General features: G+C 69.7%; 17 protein-coding genes and 1 tRNA gene. 9 read left to right on the top strand and 9 right to left on the bottom strand.

Annotated features, from left to right (window positions below; genetic code table 11):
* Nucleotides 1-4: 4 nt before the first annotated feature.
* On the bottom strand, nt 5-1,330 hold the full coding sequence (locus ACWEIJ_RS10330) for a BNR-4 repeat-containing protein (protein WP_449836833.1): 1,326 nt from the start codon (nt 1,328-1,330) through the stop codon (nt 5-7).
* Nucleotides 1,331-1,519: 189 nt separating this feature from the next.
* On the opposite strand from ACWEIJ_RS10330, the gene ACWEIJ_RS10335 reads away from it, so the two are divergent.
* The 4 genes from ACWEIJ_RS10335 to ACWEIJ_RS10350 all read left to right on the top strand — a co-directional run bounded on the left by ACWEIJ_RS10335 (nt 1,520) and on the right by ACWEIJ_RS10350 (nt 3,450).
* On the top strand, nt 1,520-1,693 hold the full coding sequence (locus ACWEIJ_RS10335; protein WP_449836834.1) for an antitoxin: 174 nt from the start codon (nt 1,520-1,522) through the stop codon (nt 1,691-1,693).
* Nucleotides 1,690-2,331, top strand: coding sequence for a putative glycolipid-binding domain-containing protein (locus ACWEIJ_RS10340; protein ID WP_449836835.1), 642 nt, complete (start codon nt 1,690-1,692; stop codon nt 2,329-2,331). The genes ACWEIJ_RS10335 and ACWEIJ_RS10340 overlap by 4 nt, the downstream gene beginning before the upstream one ends.
* Before the next feature lie 83 nt (nt 2,332-2,414).
* Nucleotides 2,415-3,245, top strand: coding sequence for a Scr1 family TA system antitoxin-like transcriptional regulator (locus ACWEIJ_RS10345; RefSeq protein WP_449836836.1), 831 nt, complete (start codon nt 2,415-2,417; stop codon nt 3,243-3,245).
* Between the two features lie 10 nt (nt 3,246-3,255).
* Nucleotides 3,256-3,450 (top strand): DUF397 domain-containing protein, encoded by a 195-nt coding sequence (locus ACWEIJ_RS10350; protein WP_449836837.1) that lies wholly within the window; start codon nt 3,256-3,258, stop codon nt 3,448-3,450.
* Here the strand turns inward: ACWEIJ_RS10350 and ACWEIJ_RS10355 are convergent.
* Both ACWEIJ_RS10355 and ACWEIJ_RS10360 read right to left on the bottom strand, forming a co-directional pair.
* Nucleotides 3,396-5,498 (bottom strand): DPP IV N-terminal domain-containing protein, encoded by a 2,103-nt coding sequence (locus ACWEIJ_RS10355; RefSeq protein WP_449836838.1) that lies wholly within the window; start codon nt 5,496-5,498, stop codon nt 3,396-3,398. The two genes, ACWEIJ_RS10350 and ACWEIJ_RS10355, sit on opposite strands and share 55 nt — an antisense overlap.
* A 28-nt stretch (nt 5,499-5,526) precedes the next feature.
* Nucleotides 5,527-6,132 (bottom strand): DUF4097 family beta strand repeat-containing protein, encoded by a 606-nt coding sequence (locus tag ACWEIJ_RS10360; RefSeq protein WP_449836839.1) that lies wholly within the window; start codon nt 6,130-6,132, stop codon nt 5,527-5,529.
* A 190-nt stretch (nt 6,133-6,322) separates the two neighbouring features.
* Between ACWEIJ_RS10360 and ACWEIJ_RS10365 the strand changes: the two genes are divergently transcribed.
* The gene (locus ACWEIJ_RS10365) at nt 6,323-7,036 is read left to right on the top strand and encodes a helix-turn-helix domain-containing protein (RefSeq protein WP_449836840.1); all 714 of its coding nucleotides are present in this window, start codon (nt 6,323-6,325) and stop codon (nt 7,034-7,036) included.
* 6 nt (nt 7,037-7,042) lie between these two features.
* Here the strand turns inward: ACWEIJ_RS10365 and ACWEIJ_RS10370 are convergent, their stop codons facing one another.
* Nucleotides 7,043-7,555, bottom strand: coding sequence for a PadR family transcriptional regulator (locus ACWEIJ_RS10370; RefSeq protein WP_449836841.1), 513 nt, complete (start codon nt 7,553-7,555; stop codon nt 7,043-7,045).
* 91 nt (nt 7,556-7,646) lie between these two features.
* Between ACWEIJ_RS10370 and ACWEIJ_RS10375 the strand changes: the two genes are divergently transcribed.
* Nucleotides 7,647-8,207, top strand: coding sequence for a hypothetical protein (locus ACWEIJ_RS10375; protein WP_449836842.1), 561 nt, complete (start codon nt 7,647-7,649; stop codon nt 8,205-8,207).
* Here ACWEIJ_RS10375 and ACWEIJ_RS10380 read toward each other — a convergent pair whose 3' ends face one another.
* From ACWEIJ_RS10380 to ACWEIJ_RS10400, 5 genes are read right to left on the bottom strand one after another with little or no spacing between them, the layout of a single operon-like run.
* A complete protein-coding gene (locus tag ACWEIJ_RS10380) occupies nt 8,208-9,392 on the bottom strand; it encodes a thiolase family protein (protein WP_449836843.1) in 1,185 nt (394 codons plus the stop codon).
* An 18-nt stretch (nt 9,393-9,410) separates the two neighbouring features.
* The gene (locus tag ACWEIJ_RS10385; protein WP_449836844.1) at nt 9,411-11,132 is read right to left on the bottom strand and encodes a hypothetical protein; all 1,722 of its coding nucleotides are present in this window, start codon (nt 11,130-11,132) and stop codon (nt 9,411-9,413) included.
* Between the two features lie 10 nt (nt 11,133-11,142).
* A complete protein-coding gene (locus ACWEIJ_RS10390; RefSeq protein WP_449836845.1) occupies nt 11,143-12,702 on the bottom strand; it encodes a fibronectin type III domain-containing protein in 1,560 nt (519 codons plus the stop codon).
* Between the two features lie 9 nt (nt 12,703-12,711).
* A complete protein-coding gene (locus tag ACWEIJ_RS10395; RefSeq protein ID WP_449836846.1) occupies nt 12,712-13,650 on the bottom strand; it encodes a prephenate dehydrogenase in 939 nt (312 codons plus the stop codon).
* A 33-nt stretch (nt 13,651-13,683) separates the two neighbouring features.
* Nucleotides 13,684-14,889 (bottom strand): M20 metallopeptidase family protein, encoded by a 1,206-nt coding sequence (locus ACWEIJ_RS10400; RefSeq protein WP_449836847.1) that lies wholly within the window; start codon nt 14,887-14,889, stop codon nt 13,684-13,686.
* Nucleotides 14,890-14,949: 60 nt separating this feature from the next.
* On the opposite strand from ACWEIJ_RS10400, the gene ACWEIJ_RS10405 reads away from it, so the two are divergent.
* From ACWEIJ_RS10405 to ACWEIJ_RS10415, 3 genes are all read left to right on the top strand, one after another.
* Complete coding sequence (locus ACWEIJ_RS10405; RefSeq protein WP_449836848.1) at nt 14,950-15,438, top strand: tRNA adenosine deaminase-associated protein; 489 nt, start codon at nt 14,950-14,952, stop codon at nt 15,436-15,438.
* Nucleotides 15,439-15,452: 14 nt separating this feature from the next.
* Nucleotides 15,453-15,884, top strand: a complete 432-nt coding sequence (locus tag ACWEIJ_RS10410; RefSeq protein WP_449836877.1) for a nucleoside deaminase — start codon at nt 15,453-15,455, stop codon at nt 15,882-15,884.
* 32 nt (nt 15,885-15,916) lie between these two features.
* Nucleotides 15,917-16,004: transfer RNA gene (locus tag ACWEIJ_RS10415), tRNA-Ser, on the top strand.
* Nucleotides 16,005-16,197: the final 193 nt, after the last annotated feature.

Genomic DNA, 16,197 nt, shown 5'->3' on the forward strand with positions numbered 1-16,197 from the left:
CCTGTTACCGGCGGGTAAGGCCGGCCACGCTGATGTCGCCGTCGGCGATCGAGACGTCTCGGTCGGAGGAGGCGCCCGAGAAGATCGCGCGGGCCGGGTCGCGGAAGTTCGTCACGACCTCGACGCGCTGCACCGGCTTGGCCGTCGGGATGACGGTCTCCGGGGCCCACGTGCGGCCGAGGCGGACCAGATAGGTGTTCACGTTCGGCTTGCCGTCCTCGGTGGCGTAGACGCGCCAGGTGAACGGGTCGAGCTGCTCCATGTCACGGGTGCGCAGACCGCGTGCGATCTCCTTGGTCTCCCACGCGCGACCGTTCCAGGTGGACAGGTAGTCGTGCAGCGGTCCCTTGGCGTCGTCACCGGTGAACCACAGCACGAACGGCCGGCCCAGCGTGGTGCCCACGAGCTGGATGTAGTCGGGGGACTTCACGCCGTTCGGCAGGGTCAACGGGGTGTCCGCGATCTTGAGGTACGTCTCCTGGTCGGCGTCGTCGATCTGGGTGCCCAGATCCCGGCCGGCCGCCGAGTAGAAGTGCAGGTTCCTCGGGTCGAACCACGTGTAGTACATGTTGCGGTGGTAGCGGTCGTGCAGGTGCCCTTCCGGGCCACCACCCGCGAGCGTGTACGCGATCCGCACCCGGCCGTTGTCCTCCTGCCGCAGCTGACCGATGTAGATCTCGTTCATGTTGTCCGCGCGGGAGGTCGAGCCGATCGCGAACCGGTCACCGGTCAGTTCGGTGGAGGTCTTCCACGTCCTGCCGTTGTCCTTGGACACCACGTAGAGCATCGGACGCGTGTCCACCGGCGACACGTGGTCGAGGTCGCGGCTCGTCTCGCGGTAGAAGACGTAGATCGTGCCGTCGCGCGTGACGAACGGCATCGGGTACGTGGCAGCGTTCTTCGAGATCAGCGTCTCTTCCCAGACTCCGTCGGCCGAGTTCGCCTGGGGCGAGCGGGACATGCGCAGCTCGACGTTGTGCATGCCGCGGAAGATCAGCAGGTGCCCGTCCCGGGCCTGGACCATGGTCGGGTAGTTGTGCGAGTCCTTGTCCCCGTCCGCCACCCGGTTGGGTGCGGACCAGGCGGCCTTGCGGTGGTCGTACGTCTGGACGTAGCTGTCCTCGTACTGACCGGCCCACGAGATGAAGGTCTTTCCGGCTTTGCGGTCGTAGACCCCGCCCGCGACGGGCCTGCGGTCGCTGCGGGCCGCGACGCTCGTGGCCGTGTTCGTCACCGTGAACTCGGCTTTGCCCAGGTCAGAGCTCTGCGTGTCGGCTGTGGCGTGGGCCGACGAGACAACGACGAGCGGCAACAGCAGTGCTGCGGACATAACTCCACGCAGGAGCCGTGTCATGTGGCGTGTCCTCCTGGTTCTGGCCGCGACGGCGGCCGACCAGGCGGCGGCGGGGCCATCATCCGTGTCGCCGAGCCGACTTGTCCAGGCGGAGTTAGCGTGATCGCGGCTATCAACACGCGGGGCCCACTCGGGTACCCTGCGTCAGGAGCGGAGGAGCACCACATGAACTTCGACGAGATCAAGAACAAGGCCCTCGACCTGGCCGAGCAGCACCACGAGCAGGTCGACAAGGGCGTTGACGCCGCGGCGGATTTCGTCGCAGGCAAGTTCGGTCACGAAGAGCAGGTCGACTCGGTCGCCGAGAAGATCAAAGACATCCTTCCGGGTGGAGAGTGAACTCCTTCAACGCCACTGACGCCGGGCGGGTCGCCTCGAACGCGGAGACCCGCTCTCCTTCTGCCCGCAGGCCGGAGATGATCACCTGGCAGGGCATCCACCAGCCCCGGCTGGAACAGGTGCGCCTGCTCCTGTCGAGCGACCAGCGCCTGCGCGCCTCGGGCAGGATGGTCGCCGCCGGCCCCGACGAGCAGTTCAACGCCTCCTTCGAGGTCTCCGTCGGCGAGAGCGGCCAGGTCAACCGGCTCCTGCTGCGCACGGCCACGGTCCTGGAGGAGCGCCAGTGCTCCCTGTCGAGGACCGAGGACGGTGCCTGGCTCGTCGACCACGGCCAGGGCGCCAAGCGCGAGACGTTCAACGACGCCCTCGACGTCGACGTCCAGTTCGCCGTCCTGTTCAACACCATCCCGATCAGGCGCCTCAACCTGCACCGCGAGCCGGGCGAGCACAGCCTGCCGGTCGTGTGGGTGTCGCTGCCCGAGCTGACGGTGAAGGCCGTGACGCAGACCTACAAGACGGTGTCGGTCGGCGACGAGCAGTCGGTGGTGCGCTTCAAGAGCGGCGGCTTCGAGCAGAACATCAAGGTCGACCCCAACGGCCTCGTCGTCGAGTACCCGCTCATCTCGAAGCGGATTTAGAACCCGTCCAAGAAGTACTTCCTTCGTGGCGAGTCGCCTCCGAACGATGGAAGCGGACCGGGTTCGCCTCCTAGCGTCCTGGCATGCCGAAACGAACTTCGAGCGTGGTGGGGCGCTCGTTCGGTGATGGTGTCCGCGACGCCATCCGGGGCTCGGGGATGACCCAGCGCCGACTCGCTGAACGCCTCGACTGGGAAGAGGCCAAGGTCTCCGACCTGGTCAAGGGCAAGGGCGGGGTCACCGAGGTCGAACTCGCCCTGTTGCTGGGGATGTGCGGCACCCCGCCGGACGAGACCCGCCGCCTGCTGGCGCTGTTCAGGGAGACCCGCGAAAAGGGCTACCTGGAGTTCGACGAAGACGGCGTCCCCAACCAGCTGCGCACCTTGATCGACCAGGAACGCCTCGCCAACGAGATCTTCGTGTGGGCGATGAACCTCATCCCCGGCCTCCTGCAGGTTCCGTCGTACTCGACTGAGGTGGTGCGAGCGGCGGCGACCGTCAAGCCTGAGCAGGTAGAAGAGATCGTCGCTGCCAAGATGGGGCGGAGAGCGATCTTCCATCGAAGCCGGAAGTTCGTCTTCTACATCCACGAGCAGGCTTTGCGACTCCAGGTCGGCAGCCCCGAGCTGATGGCGGAGCAGCTGCACGACCTGCTGCGCATGTCGGTGCGGCCGTACATCAGCGTGAGGGTCGTCCCTCTCTCGATTGGTGTACACGCCGGGTTGGCAGGCTCGTTCACGAAGCTCGAGTACGAGAAGTTCGAGCCGGTGGTCTACCTGGAAAGCCACAACTCCCACTTGTTCCTGGAGGACAAGGGCTCGATCGCCGTCTACGACGAGGTGCTGGAGGCACTCGCCGCCCAGGCCTTGGATGAGGAACAATCGAGGGAGTTGATCACCAGCTTGCTGACGTGAGGGGACGCGCATGACGGCCTGGCGCAAGAGCAGCTACAGCGGCACTTCCAGTGACTGCGTCGAGGTCGGTCGTGGTGTCGGCATCCGGGACAGCAAGGCGCCGACCACGCACCTGCCCCTCTCGGACAAGGCGTGGTCGGCGTTCCTCACCTACATCATCTCGCCGAGCACCTCCGGGTCGATCGCGATCGGCGAGGGCCGGTAGGCCGGCGGCTCCACCCCCATCAGCGAGCGCACCAGGAAGTCCCAGCAGCGCGTCCGCACGTAGGCGAGCCGGTCGAGGTACAGGTGCTCGGCGCCCGGCACGATGAACATCTCGAAGTCCTTGCCGGCGGCGATCAACGCGTCGGCCAGCCGCAGCGTGTGGTCCGGGTGGACGGTGTCGTCGAGCTCGCCGTGCACGAGCAACAGCTTGCCCTGCAACCGGTCCGCGAGTTCGGTGTTGGACGCGCGGAGCCAGGCCTCCGGGTTGTCCGCGCCGTCGCACGACTCCGCCCAGCCCAGTCCGATGCAACGGGCGTCGTGCGAGCCCGACAGCGCGACGCCGGCGTGGTAGGTCTCCGGGAAGGCGAGCATCGCCCGTCCCGCCGCGAACCCACCGCCGGAGTGGCCCATGACGCCCACCCGGGACAGGTCCATCCACGGCCTTGAAGCAGCCAGCTGGTGCAGGGCCGCGACGTGGTCGTCGAGGCTGCCCGCGTCGGCCAGCCGGCCGTACGAGACGTCGAGGAAGGCCTTGCTGCGGCCCGGCGTGCCGCGGCCGTCCAACGCCACCACCACGAAACCGAGTGCCGCCAACGGTTCTGCGTCCAGACCCATGCCGCCGGGGTCGAAGCACGGGTCGACGCGCGTGACCTGCGGGCCGGGGTAGACGCTGTCCACGACCGGGTAGGAAGCAGACGGGTCGAAACCGCGTGGCTTGTACAGCACGCCGTAGATGTCGGTGACACCGTCGGCTGCCTTGACGCAGAAGCGTTCCGGTGCCGCCCAACCGGTGTCGAGCAACCGGCTGATGTCGGCGCGCTCCAGCGAAACCAGCACGCGGCCCGACCAGTCGCGCACGGACGTCACCGGCGGAGTGTCCACAGTGGAGGCGGAGTCGACGAAGTACTGACCGGAAGGGGTCACGGTGACGATGTGGTCGAGCGTGTCGTCGGTGACGAGCCGGAACCCGGTGCCGTCCAAGCCGATCGAGCACACCGTGCGGCGGTAGGGATCGTCCGCGACCAGGCCGGAAGCGGTGAAGTGGACGACGCGCGCGGCCTCGTCGACGTGCAGGATCTCGCGGACCAGCCAGGAACCGGACGTGACCTGGCCGAGCAACGCGCCGGTGTGCAGGTCGTAGCGGTAGAGGTGGCCCCAGCCGTCGCGCTGCGAGAACCACAGCACCTCGTCGGCCAGCACCCGCACGATCGGCGGGCCGTACATGAACTGGTTGGGGCCGACGCGGGTGTCGCCGGTCTCGGTCAGCACGACGGTGACCTCGCCGGTGGCGGCGTCGAGGCGGTTCAGGGTGAGGGTGTGCAGGTCGCGGGTGCGGCGGAGGAAGTACACCGCCGAGCTGTCGGAGGCCCACCACGCCCAGCCCGTCGTGATCGGTGAGAACTCCGGCATCAGCAGTGGCTCGCACTGGGCGCGAACCGTCGTGCCGGCGGCCACGTCGAAGACGACCAGTTCGGCGAGTGGCATGTCGGTGTCGCCGGGGTAGGCGTAGCGCTGGGTGCGCAGGGCAGGGGTGGGGCCGGACTCCAGCAGCCAGGTCTGCCGGGTGGTGCGCTGGTCGGTCCGGTGGGCCAGGACCTTCGTGGCGTCGGGGGACCAGGCGAGGGCGGGAGGCAGGTGCGGCAGGCCGAACTTGCTCATCAACGTGCCGTAGCTGCCGGAGTCCGGGCCGTAGCCGTAACCGTGGTCGTCCGCGCCGTCGGTGGTCAGGGCCCACTCGCGGTCGCCGGAGCGCGCCCAGAGGTCCTGGCCGCGGCGCGAGACCGCGAACTTGCCGTCCGGGGACGGGATTTCCAGCGGATTGCCCGGCGGAGCGATGAAGGGTGTGGGGTCGAAATCCGGCTCACGGGTGCCCGCGGCCGGGTCGACGACGTGGAACCTGCGGTCGGCGCCGTCGCGGATCTGGTACCAGAAGCGGGCACCACCGTCGATCCACTGTGGACGGACCTTGTCTCCGACGACGAGCTCGCCGGGGGTGGCCGGACGGCGGAGGAGCTTTTCCGCGGCCTGGTAGTTCTCGGTGGTGCTCATGGTGTGTTCGTCTCCCCAGTGGAAGTGGTCAGAGGCTGGCGGCGGTGATGTCGCCGTAGGCCGTGGTGGCGCGGATGGTGAGGTCGGGGGTGTCGTTGTTCTTGAGGGAGTTGTGGATGCGGCCGTAGGTGGTGCCGGCGTCCAGTGCGGCGGAAAGGCCCGCGGCGACGGCGACCTCGATGTCGCCCTTCTGCGTGCTGATCTCCGCGGAACCGGTGAGGCGGCCCACGAACACGTCACCGGCCTGGGTGGTCAGGTGGACGCGCGCGGCCTCGTCGATCTTGATGTCGCTCTGCGCGGCCTCGAAGGCGATGTCCCCGAGGCGGCCGACGCCGCGGAACTCCGCGCTGGCGGCCTTCGCCTCGACGCGGGAACCGGCGGGCAGCTGCACGGTGATCTCGACCGAGCCGGACGGGCCGAGGATCTGGTTGCCGGTCTTGCCCGTGATGCGCAGGACACCGTCGGCGAACTCGACCTCGGTCCGCTCGGCGGCCTGCACGTCGCGGCTCTTCGCGGCGTTCGAGGGGCGGACCTCGACGGCGGTGTCGGTCCGGTCGGCGGCGATGAACTGCACGAGGCCCGCGGGGATGTCGAGAACGGCGGCGATCGGGGCGGGGGTGGTGAACTTCTGCATTGGTCTCAGCTCCAGTGCCTGTTGTTTCTGACACCGGAAACGCTACGTTGCGTTCACGAAATAGGGCAACGAACTTCGTTGCGCCCAAGCTGAGTTTATGCAGCTAGAAGGCCTGAAACTGTTGCAATGGACTTGAAATCTAACGCAACGATCATGGCGTGGAGCGTTGCAATGAGTTAAGTTGAACGCTATGCCAGGAGGACGACTCACCCAGCAGGAACGCCGTCAGATCGCCATCGGGCTCGCGGACGGCCTCGCGTACGCGGAGATCGCGAGGAACCTGGACCGCCCCACCTCGACGATCACGCGCGAGGTCCTGCGCAACGGCGGTCCGACGGGCTACAAGGCCGACATCGCCCAGTTCGCCACCGAACGCCGCGCGCAACGGCGCAAGCAGGCCGCGCCGCGCGGCCGGCAGGTGCCGGAGCGGTCCGACGGGCGCGACCCGGAGGCGGTGCGGGAGTTCGAGGAGTCGTTCGCGGAGATCTTCGTGTCCCAGGGCCTGCCCAAGATGACGGCGCGGGCGCTCGCCAGCCTCTACGCCACCGACTCCGGCAGCCTCAGCGCCGCGGAACTGGTCGGGCACCTGCAGATCAGTCCGGCCTCGGTGTCGAAAGCCGTGGCGTACCTGGAAAGTCAGGGTCTGATCGGCCGCGTGCGCGACGAACGCCGCCGTGAACGCTATGTCGTGGACGACGGCGACATCTGGTACCAGTCGATGATCGCCAGCGCGGCCGGCACCGCCACGCTCGCGGAGGCCGCACGGCAGGGCGTCAGCGTGCTGGGTCCCGGCACCCCGGCGGCCACGCGGCTGGAGAACATCGCGCGGTTCCTCGACTTCGTCAGCGAAAGCATCGTGCGGGCCGCCGAACAGGCCCGCGAGATCCTGCACTCGAAGGCATAGGGTGCGTCACTTGATCTGGTCGATCGCCCACTCCGCCCAGTCGCGCTGCATCGCCGAGAACCGCTTGCCCCACTCCAGGACCAGGCGTCCGTAGAACGACTCGTTGCTCTCGTCCCAGTCGACCGAGGACTCCACCTCCGCCAGCCGTTCCTCGCGTTCCTTCGCCACCTCTCCCATCGTCGCGAGGTAGCCGCGGGCCTGGTCCGGTGAGACCGAGCCGAGGAAGTAGACGCGCAGCAGGCTGCCGCTGCGCGGTGCGGAGCGCGGGTCGACTTCGAGCAGCCAGTGCCGCAGTTCGTCGAGCCCGGTGTCGGTGATCTCGTACTCCTTGCGCCCGCGCGGGCCCTCGGCGTGCACGCGGATCATGCCCGCGGCCTCGAGCTTGCCGAGCTCGCCGTAGAGCTGGCTCTGGGTTGCGGACCAGACGTTGCCCATCGCCCGTTCGAAGCGTTTGAGCAGGTCGTAGCCGCTTCCGGGCTCGTCGGCCAGCATTCCGAGCACCGCGTGTCGAAGGCTCATGACGTCATCATGACATTCCACTATTGACATGTCCACGCAGGAGCTTCTAACTTCGACATGTCACAGTTGGAAGGTCGAGAAAGGGATCGCCGTGAACTACCTCAAGAGCCTCGCTCCGTGGATCGCCTTCGCCGTCGTCGCGACGCAGTTCGACTGGCGCTGGTCCGCACTGGCGGGCCTGGTCATCTCCGCGGTGACGGTCCTGCTCGCCCGCCGTGAAGGCCGCAAGGCGGACACGTTGATCATCGAGCTGAGCGGGTTGGTGTTCTTCACGCTGCTCACCGCAGTCGCGTTCAGCTTCCCGGCCTCGCCGCTGAAGACCTACACCGGCGCGCTCACCGACGCCTGGCTGGCGCTCACCGCCTGGGGCTCGATCGCCATCGGCAAGCCGTTCACCCTCGGCATCGCCCGCACGACCACGCCGGAGAAGTTCTGGGACAACCCGGTCTTCAAGCGGATCAACCTGATCATCACGCTCGCCTGGGCGATCAGCTTCACCGTCGGCGGCATCGTGGGCATCGCGCTGCTGAACTACGCGCCGCACGCCACTCTCGCGCTGATCGCGCTCAAGGTCCTCGGCTTCGGCGTCCCGGTGGCCTTCACCATCCTCTACCCGCGCAAGGCCCGCGCTCGTGCCCAGCAGGCCGGCTGATCAGACGCGCACCGCCACGGCCACACCTTGACCCACGCCAACGCAAGCAGCCGCGATGCCGATGCCACCACCACGTGCCCGCAGATGCCGCGCCACATCGATGATCACGCGCGGCATCGAGGCGCCGAGCGGATGCCCGTACGCGATCGCGCCACCGTGCACGTTGACCTTCTCGCGGTCGATCTCCGGCAGGTGGTGCAGCACCGACAGCGCCATGGCGGCGAACGCCTCGTTGATCTCCCACAGGTCGACCTGAGAGGCCTCGATGTGCAGGCGCTTCAACAACTTCCGGATCGCCGAGACCGGCGCGACGGTGAACCGGTGCGGCTCCTCGCCGGTCGTCGCGGACCCGAGCACCTCGCCCAACGGCTCGACGCCCAGCTCGGCGGCCATGGCCTCGGTGCCCATCAACGCGGCCAAAGCACCGTCGTTCAACGGGGACGCGTTGCCGGCGGTCACTGAACCGTTCTCGGAGAAGGCCGGCTTCAGCTTGGCCAGCTTCTCGACGCTCGTGTCCGCGCGGACGTTCTCGTCGCGCCGCACCGCAGTGCCGTCCGGCAGCTGCACGGCGAATGCGAAGCCCTCGTGCACACCGGCGTCCCACGCAGCAGCGGCACGCCTGTGCGACCGCAGCGCGAAGTTGTCCATCTCGGCGCGGGTGATGCCCAGTTCGTGCGCCACGTTCTCGGCGGCCAGGCCCAGCGGAACGGTGTAGTGCTTGGGCATCCGCGGGTTGACCAGCCGCCAGCCGAGCGCGGTCGACACGGTCTCCATCCGGTCCGGGAACGCCTTGTCCGGCCGTGCCGTCACGAACGGCGCCCGCGACATTCCCTCGACGCCACCGACGATCAGCAGGTCCGCGTCGCCCGCGAGCAAGGCCCGCGCGCCCTGGACGACCGACTCACCACCGGACGCGCACAGGCGGTTCAGCGTCACGCCCGGCACGGAGACCGGCAGGCCCGCGAGCAGCGCGGCCATGCGGGCGACGTTGCGGTTGTCCTCTCCGGCACCGTTCGCGTCACCCAGCAGCACGTCGTCGATGCGCGCCAGGTCCAAACCGGGATAGCGGCGCAGCAGGTCGACGATGGGCAACGCGGCGAGGTCGTCCACCCGGATGCCGGAGAGACCTCCGCGGTACCTGCCGAACGGCGTGCGGGCTGCGTCGAGGATCAGTGCGCGGGCCATGGCCCCATCTTGCGCCAATCAGGGCTTCAGCAGGAACGGGACGTAACCCGTTTCGGGAGGCACGTCTGAATCGGTGCTGAACGCCTTCACCTCGATCGCGTGCGCGCCCGCGCTCAGCGCGCTCGTGTTCAGTGAGATCCGCCATCGGCCCGCGGCGCCGGGTCCGTCCGCCGTGGTGGGGACGGTCGCGACGTGGTTGCCGTCGAGCCTGATCTCGTACCCGGCGAGACCCGCGACCGCGGCGTGCAGGGCGTCGACGCGGACCTCCAGGACCACCCGCCCCCTGGTGAACGCGGCACCGTTCTCGATCGGCTGACCGCTCGCGTCCAGCATCTCGGGGACGGGGTCGGCGAGCACCGGACGAGCGTCGACGAGCGGGGTGCCGGACTGGCGTTGCGGCGGGCTCTTGGGGCCGGTCAGCTCCACGTCGGTGTGGGTGACCTGGACGCGTTCCTGGGTGACCAGCCCGACGTTGAGGTTGTCGGTGAAGGCTTCCTTCGGCAGGTCCGCGACCGCGGGGTACTCGGCACCGGGCTTCCACGGCGTGCCCGGCACCGCGGGTCTCAGCGGCACCTCGACACCGTTGATCCTCACCGCCGTGACGGGGTCGCTCTCGCGCGACGGGATCAGGGAGATCCGCAGCTGGCCCGCGGTGACGTCCTGGATCGGGTTGGCGCTGCTCACCGGGCTGTCGATGCGGACCTGAGGGGTCGGCGCGGCGGGAGGCGCGTCGGATTTGGCAGTCCGGTAGCCGATGAGGTCGACGCCGGCGCGGATGCGGTCGCCCGCGAGCGCCGCGACGCCGAACAACGCGGTCGCCTCACGCCACTGCGGCACGAACGGGCTGGTCGCGACGATGTCGCCGTCCCTGGTGACCTGGGTGCCCTTGCTGGTCAGGACGATCTCCCAGCGCACGGTCACGCCCGGCACCGCGGGCGGGATCGGCTTGGTCGCGGTGCCGTCCGGCACGAGCTCGACGATGGAGTTGCCGACGACGTCCGTTGACACCGTCGCGCGGATGGCGCCCGGTAGCACCGGGTCGCCCTGGACGCTGACCGGGCCCGGCACGAGGTCCAGCAGCAGCTTGCCGCCGGTGCTCGGGGCGTCGGTCTCGATCACCAGGCGGCTGTCGTCGTCGGTGCGGACGAACGGCGTGCGCGACCTCAACGTCACCGCACGCGTGCCGCAGCTGCTGCTGATGATCAACCGGTCGTGGTCGGCGTCGTCGCCGGAGGTGGCACGGGCGCAGTCGGTGCGCTTGGCGAGGCGCCAGCGCTGCAGGTCGGGCTCGTCCGGCTGGTCGAAGCGGTCGACGAACGTGTACGGGGCGTTGTCGGCGCGTGGGGTCGCCCTGGTCCTGGCAGGTTCGGAGCGCTGGCCGAACGAGTCGACCGCGCGGATCTCGATCTGCTGCTCGCGGTCGTTGTCCAGGCCGTTGAGCTGGGTGCCGGGCCTGGTCACGAGCTTGGTCCGGTCGCCCCACCGCACCTCGTAGGAGGGCGCGTCGCCGGTCCAGTTGAGCTGGATCTTGTGGTGCCCGCCGCGCGCCACCACGTTGGCCGGTGTCGCCGGTCGCCCCTGCGGGCTGGGCACGAGCACCTGCTCCGCCACGTACGGCTTGAGCTTCGTCGGCGGAGGGGGAGCCGTGGGCAGCGTCGAATTGCCCCCGTCGGTGTCGCGCAGGAGGATCACTCCCACCACCAACGCGAGGCCCGCGACAGCGAAGGCGACCCGCTTCATGCGGGTCACGCTAGGGCGTTGCCGCCAGCTCGAACACGGTTTCGGTGGTAACGGGTTCGCCATGGTCCGCCGGAAGGACGCTGAGCTTGAGCCGAGCGTGCGACCCCGGCTCCAGGTTCTTCGCCTCCAGCCAGAACTCGTGCCTTCCCGGCACCGCCGCGCCCTGCTCGTCGGTCGGCAACGAGACGACCCGCCTGCCGTTGAGTTCGAGCTCGATCCCGCGATGACCGATGGCGTTGATCTCGGCCGTGACCAGGATCCGGCCGCGGTGCGGGAGGACCTGCGGCGGCTTGGTGCCGTCCTCGTGCACGACGTGCAGCCTGGGACCGCCGGTCTTGATGCCGCCCGGCCGGTCCGGGAGCCTCGGCAACGCGCCGGGGCGGCTCTCCGGCTTGCGGATCACCACGAGCCGGGCCGGTTCGGCGGCCGCGATCCTGCCCGCGCCGACCGGCACCTCGGTGACCCTGATCTGGTTACCCGGCTCGGGCGTGACGATCTTGGCGGCCACCGCGTCCTGCGGCACCTCGGTGTCCGGGCCGATCGGGACGACCTCGGTGGGCACGACCCGTTCCGGCACGCCACCGACGCCGAACGCGTCCAGGAAGCCGCCGCCGTCGATCCGGATCCGCGGGTGGAGCAGCGGCGTCGTGATCGTGACGGGCTCGTAGGCGACGACGACGCCGTCCCGCAGCGCCAGCACGGCGTCCGGCAGCACCCGCATCTCCCAGCGGTGCCGCACGCCCGCGACGAGGCCGGTCAGCGGCGCGTCACCGAGCTGCACCTGCTTGCCGGTGCGGGGGAGGTCCGGGTCGGCGATGATCCGCGTGCCCTGGGTCGTGACGTCCAGGCTGACCGCGTCGCGCGGCTGGGCGTCCTTCTCGCCGAGGTACTGCCAGGGGTCCGGCAGCAGCGTCAGCCGCACGTGACTCGACTCGACCGCCCCGGCCACGCTGATGATCGCCCGCGCGATGGCGCCGTCACTCGCCGGCACGCCGAGCCTGATGGGCGTGTTCGACTGGAACGCGGCCGTCTGGCAGTCGACGTCGACGCGCTTGCCCGGCCCGAACGGGCGGAGCCCCAGGCACTCCGGTTCCGCGTCGACCCGCCACTTGCGCGGATCGAGCGACTCCGGTCCGTCGAACCTGTCGACCTGGCCGACGAGCTGGTCGTCCCACTTGTCGTCGTAGACGTCCGCGGGCGTCGCGGTGATCTTGAGCGGCTCCGAGCGCCTGCCGGTCGCGTTGACCGCCCGGATCTCGACCTCGACCTGCTCCTCCGGGCTCAACCCGGGGATCTCCACCTCGGGTCCCGGCACGAGCTGCTCGTTGCCGTTCCACCGCACCTCGTACGCCGGCGCCGAGCCGTTCCACGAGATCTGCAGCGCGTCCGCGTCGAGCGCCTGCGCCCGCGCGTTGGTCGGCTTCACCGGTTCCTGCTGCTGCACGACCTCGACGGAGGCGTCGATCTCCCGCTTCAACGTGTCCGGCGCGTCGCTCGTGCGCAGCGCCACGACGGCGGCGATGACGAGCGCCAGTCCACCGAGCCCGCCGGCGAGCGTCCGTCGATCCACCCGGCGACCCTACGACGTTTCCGCTGTGGCGGTGCTGCCGTTCAGCCCAACCACACGTCCGCCGCGCGACCCCAGGTTGCGCAGTGCCGCCAGTGCTCCCGGCTTGGTCAGATCGATCGTGACGGGGGTGCGGTTAGGCTGGTTGACCAGCGCGTTTCGTCCTTCATGGCCTGCCTCGATGGTCTTGGCGAGGCCGCCGGTGGACGCGAGTGATCCGCGTGCCGCGCCCAGCCGTCCGAGAGCGTCGTCCACGGCCATCAGCAGTGCGTCCCGGTTGCCCTCGCACATGGCGCGGACCAGTTCCGGCCTGCTGCCCGCGACCCGCGTGCCGTCGCTGAAGCTGCCTGCCGCGAGCGCCATCGCGAGCGGTCCGCCGTCCGCGCCCACCGCGGCCAGGATCGCGGCCATCACGTGCGGCAGGTGGCTGATCCGCGCGACCGCCTCGTCGTGCTCCTCCGGCGTGGTCGGCACGACGTGCGCGCCGAGGTCGAGGGCGAGCTGGATGACGTCGTTGAGGTGGTCGTCGGCCTCCTCCGGCGTGACGACCCAGGCGGCGTTCCGGAAGAGGTCCGCGCTGCCCGCGTCCCAGCCGCTGCGGCTCGTGCCGGCCATCGGGTGCCCGCCGACGAACCGGACGTTCTTGGCGTACCGGTGCACGGCGTCGTGCACCGGGCCCTTGACGCTGGTCACGTCGGTGAGGCGGGTGCCGGCGGGGATCTTGCGGAGGAGGTCCGGCAGCGCGGGCAGCGGCACGGCGAGCACGACGAGCGCCTCGGGGTCGCGGCCGAGGGCCTCGTCGATCCCGGTGACGTCGAAGCCCTCGGCGCGCGCCCTGTTCGCGTCTTCCCTGCTCGCCGTCGCACCCCACACCGTGCGCCCGGCAGCCTTGGCGGCCCGCAGCACCGAGCCGCCGATCAGTCCCAGTCCGATCACGCACACGTCTCGCACGCGCACATCATTCCGTGCGACGCGTGCTCGGAACTACCGGAGGGCGTCCAGCGCGAACGCCGCGTACGTCGCCACCCCGTGCTCCATCGCGGCCTCGTCGAACAGCACCCGGTTCGAGTGGTTGGGCGCGGCGTCGTCCAGGTCGATCCCGCGCGGGCACGCGCCGAGGAACGCGAGCGCGCCCGGCACCCGTTGCAGCACGTAGGAGAAGTCCTCCGCGCCCATCAGCGGGTCCTGCATCGGCTCGCTCCACGACGGCCCCATCAGCTGCGCCGCCAGGTCGACCACGTGCTGCCCGACGGCGTCGTCGTTCACCGTCACCGGGTAGCCCGGCACGATGCTGACCTCCGCGTGGCACCCGTACGCGGCCGCCGTGTGCTTCACGACCTGCTTGAGCTCCTTGTGCACGAGCTTGCGGGTCTCCTCCGACAACGTCCGGATCGTCCCGTCGAGCGTCGCCGTCTCCGGGATGATGTTCGTCGTCGTACCGGCCTTGATCTGCGCGACCGTCACCACCGCCGGCTGGTGGACGCTGATCCGGCGGCCGATCATCGTCTGCAACGCCCCGACCATCGCCGCGGCGGCAGGCACCGGGTCGAGCGCGTTGTGCGGCATCGCGCCGTGGCCGCCACGACCCTTCACGTGGATGTGGAACGTGTCCGCGGACGCCATCATCGGCCCCGGCCGGCACGTCACCACGCCCGACTTCATCGTCGAGGTGACGTGCAACGCGAACGCCTTCTCCACGCCGCCGTCCAGCAGGCCTTCCTCGATCATGTACCGGGCGCCGTGGTAGCCCTCCTCGCCCGGCTGGAACATGAACACGACCCGTCCGCTCAGCGCGTCCCTGCGGTCGGCCAGCAGCCGGGCCGAACTCGCCAGCATCGCCACGTGCGTGTCGTGCCCGCACGCGTGCATGCTGCCGTCCACTTCGGACGCGAACGGCAACCCGGTGTCCTCCTGCAGCGGCAACCCGTCCATGTCCCCGCGCAAGAGCACCGCCGGCCCCGGCCGTCCACCCTCCAGCACCGCCACCACCGAGGTGGTCGACTCACCCGTCGTGACCTTGAGCGGCAGCCCCTCCAACGCGTGCAGGATCGCCGCCTGCGTCTTGGGGAGCTGAAGGCCCTGTTCGGGATGGCGGTGGATCTGGCGCCGCAGCGCCACCGTGCGGGGCTGCAGCGCGCGAGCCCCTTCGAGCAGTCCGGCGAGACGAGGGTCCGACGTAGTTGTGCTCATCTACCGATGGTGCCACCACCTCGGCTACCGGGAAGGTCGTCTGGGCCCTACGGTGTGCACATGACAGAGCAGGAGCCGGTCAACGGCTTCGCGGTCGCGGTCGTCCGGGAGGACGGCCGCTGGCGGTGCAGCAGGATGGACAGCTCCGCGCTGTCGGAGCTGGACGCGGCGATCACACAGCTGCGCCAACTGCGGTCGACCGGTGCCGTCTTCGGCCTGCTCGCCGTGGACGACGAGTTCTTCATCATCCTGCGCCCGGTGCCCGGCGGAGTGGCGTTGCTGCTCTCCGACGCGGCCGCCGCACTCGACTACGACATCGCAGCCGACGTCCTGGACCTCCTCCGCGTCGAACCGCCGGACGAGGAGGACACCGAGCTCTGGCCCGAGGGCGACCTCGGCGTGCTGTCCGACCTCGGCATGCCGTCGCACGAGCTCCAGATCATCGTCGACGAGGTCGACCTCTACCCGGACGAGCAGCTCCAGATGATCGCCCAGCGCATCGGCTTCATCGACGAGTTCACGAAGCTGCTCGACACGATCCAGGCGTGATCTCCTCCGAGTCCATGGTCCGCGCCGCCCTCGCCGCGGCTTCGTCGTCGGGCGCGGACGTCCCGATCGGCGCCGTCGTCTTCGCTCCGGACGGCTCAGTGCTCGCCTCCGCCTGCAACGCGCGCGAGGCGCTGGGCGACCCGACCGCGCACGCCGAGATCCTGGCCCTGCGCGAGGCGGCCTCCCGGTTCGGCGACGGCTGGCGGCTCGACGGCTGCACCCTCGCCGTGACGCTGGAACCGTGCACGATGTGCGCCGGCGCGTTGGTGCTGGCACGTGTTTCTCGTCTCGTTTTCGGCGCCTGGGAGCCCAAAACGGGCGCTGTGGGGTCGCTTTGGGACGTCGTTCGCGACCGCCGGCTCAACCACCGGCCCGAGGTGCAGGGCGGCGTGCTGGAGGACGAGTGCGCTGACCTGCTGGAACGCTTCTTCCGGACCCAGCGTTAACCCACTGGATCGCGTCTTGTATTGTTCTTACCGGTGGCGTGTCCGAGCGGCCGAAGGAGCACGCCTCGAAAGCGTGTGAGGTGCAAGCCTCCGTGGGTTCAAATCCCACCGCCACCGCCAAAGCTGGAAGGCGAGTGCTCGTGAAGAGCACTCGCCTTTTGCTTTGTCGGGTGTCTTGTGGGGGGGGGGGGGCCCCCCCCCCCCCCCCGGGGGGGGGGGGGGGCGGGGCCCCCCCCCCCCCCCCCCGGCCCCCCCCCCCCCCCCCCCCCCCCCCCCCGGGGGCCCCCCCCCCCCCCCCATAAAAACAAACCAA

It is taken from the genome of Lentzea sp. NPDC004789 (genome assembly GCF_053601075.1).